Origin of the sequence: Thalassobacillus devorans MSP14 (assembly GCF_000496835.1) — a bacterium.
In the GTDB taxonomy this organism is placed as follows: domain Bacteria; phylum Bacillota; class Bacilli; order Bacillales; family Halobacillaceae; genus Thalassobacillus; species Thalassobacillus devorans_B.
In genome coordinates this window covers 1,299,313-1,301,522 of record NZ_KI543236.1, presented here as the reverse complement: position 1 = coordinate 1,301,522, position 2,210 = coordinate 1,299,313, and the positions used below count along the sequence as shown (strand labels likewise).

2 protein-coding genes are annotated in these 2,210 nt (G+C 41.9%); one reads left to right on the top strand and one right to left on the bottom strand.

Annotation, left to right across the window (positions count from 1 at the left end; all coding sequences use genetic code 11):
- Positions 1-18 precede the first annotated feature (18 nt).
- Positions 19-219 carry a cold-shock protein gene (locus tag P855_RS0107460; protein ID WP_028782982.1) on the bottom strand — a complete coding sequence of 67 codons (201 nt, stop codon included), beginning with the start codon at positions 217-219 and terminating at the stop codon, positions 19-21.
- A gap of 269 nt (positions 220-488) precedes the next feature.
- On the opposite strand from P855_RS0107460, the gene P855_RS0107455 reads away from it, so the two are divergent.
- Positions 489-2,159, top strand: coding sequence for a formate--tetrahydrofolate ligase (locus P855_RS0107455; RefSeq protein ID WP_028782981.1), 1,671 nt, complete (start codon positions 489-491; stop codon positions 2,157-2,159).
- Positions 2,160-2,210 lie beyond the last annotated feature (51 nt).

The window sequence follows — 2,210 nt, the reverse complement described above, 5'->3', positions numbered from 1 at the left end:
GGTATATTTTGGTTTAAATTAGTTTTTTTCTACGTTGGCAGCTTGAGGACCACGGTCGCCTTCGACAATTTCGAAAGTGACAGATTGACCTTCTTCTAGAGATTTAAAGCCTTCTTCGTTGATAGCAGAGAAGTGTACGAATACATCGTCGCCACCTTCTACTTGAATGAAGCCATAACCTTTTTCTGCGTTAAACCATTTTACTGTACCGTTTTGCATGATAAAAATCCTCCTAAAATCTTGCACGTAACACGTGTTAATTACAAAATCAATCAATCGATATCCTTAATAAATATCCATTCATCATTTTGCTTGTATCTAATATAGCTTATAACGGCTTTTATTGTCAAGGAGGAGGAAAAAAACTCTGATAAATATTTATTTCTGGATGTGAATTTTTGTCAGAAAATTTAATCTTTAACCATTAGTATCAACATATAGTACTTTCTAAGGTAAAATAAAAGGTATACATAGAAGGGGGCTCCAATATGAAAACGGATATAGAGATTGTACAGGAAGCCAGGATGAAACCGATTGAAGAAATCGCAAAAATGTTAACGCTTACAAAAGAAGATTGGGAACCATACGGACACTATAAAGCAAAACTTTCTGACCAATTGCTTGAAAAGCTTGCGGACAGGCCGAATGGCAAAGTTATTTTGACCACATCCATCAATCCTACACCTGCAGGAGAAGGAAAGTCTACCGTCACTGTAGGGTTAGGACAAGCATTAAATAAAATAGACAAAAAGGCGATCATCGCATTGCGTGAACCTTCATTAGGTCCAACCATGGGGCTGAAAGGCGGGGCAGCTGGAGGCGGATACTCCCAGGTGGTCCCGATGCAGGACATCAACCTGCATTTCACAGGAGACATTCATGCGATTACGACAGCGAATAATGCACTTTCCGCATTTATCGATAATCATATCCACCAAGGCAATGATTTGAATATCGATCCCCGAAGAGTGGAATGGAAGCGCGTAATGGATTTGAATGACCGGGCATTAAGAAATGTAGTTGTAGGACTCGGGGGGCCTGCCCAGGGGATGCCGCGGGAGGACGGCTTCAACATTACCGTAGCTTCAGAAATCATGGCTGTCTTATGTCTGGCAAAGAATATGAATGACTTGAAGCAGCGTCTTGCTAGAATTTTGATCGGATATACCTATGATAAAGAGCCAGTGACTGTTGGACAACTGGGTTATGAAGGAGCACTGGCCCTGTTGTTAAAAGATGCGATCAAGCCTAATCTGGTGCAGACATTGGAAAATACTCCTGCAATCATTCATGGAGGACCATTCGCTAATATCGCCCATGGCTGTAATAGTGTGGTAGCCACAAAGATCGCTGCTAAGCTTGGCGAATACGTAGTGACTGAAGCGGGATTCGGCGCCGATTTAGGAGCGGAGAAATTCATCGATATCAAGACTCGAGCCGGTGCATTTGAACCAGATGCTGTAGTGATCGTAGCTACAATCCGGGCGTTGAAGATGCATGGAGGCAAGGATAAAAAAGACCTTGCTGAAGAAGATCTCGAGGCATTGAAAAACGGGATGGAAAATTTGAAAAAACACATGGAAACAATAGAAGACTTCGGGCTCCCATACGTAATTGCTATCAATAAATTCCCGACCGATACAGAAGAAGAAGTGAACTTTGTCCATCACTGGTGTAAATCAAGAAATGCACTTGTATCTTTAGTTGATGTCTTTGCAAAAGGCGGGGAAGGCGGGCTGGATCTCGCCGGCAAAGTTGTACGGGTATGTGAAACAGAAGAAACAAACCTGAACTATGCATATGAGCTGGAGGATAATTTAGAGCTGAAAATCCGCAAAATTGCACAAAAAGTATATGGTGCCGCTGATATCGAACTATCTCCTAAAGCGAAGAAGCAGCTTTTGCAATATGAGAAGCTAGGTTTTGGCAAGTTACCTATCTGCATGGCGAAAACCCAATATTCTCTATCGGATGATCCTACATTATTGGGACGTCCGAAAAATTTTACTGTCACAATTAGAGAGTTACGTGCTTCGGCAGGGGCTGGTTTCATTGTCGTTTTAACTGGTGCTATCATGACAATGCCTGGGCTTCCTAAAAAACCAGCAGCACTGAACATGGATGTGAGTGACGAAGGCAAGATTACAGGGTTGTTCTAAAAATCAATAATTTTTAGTAATTGAAACTGATAAAATCTCCCCGGCTGAATA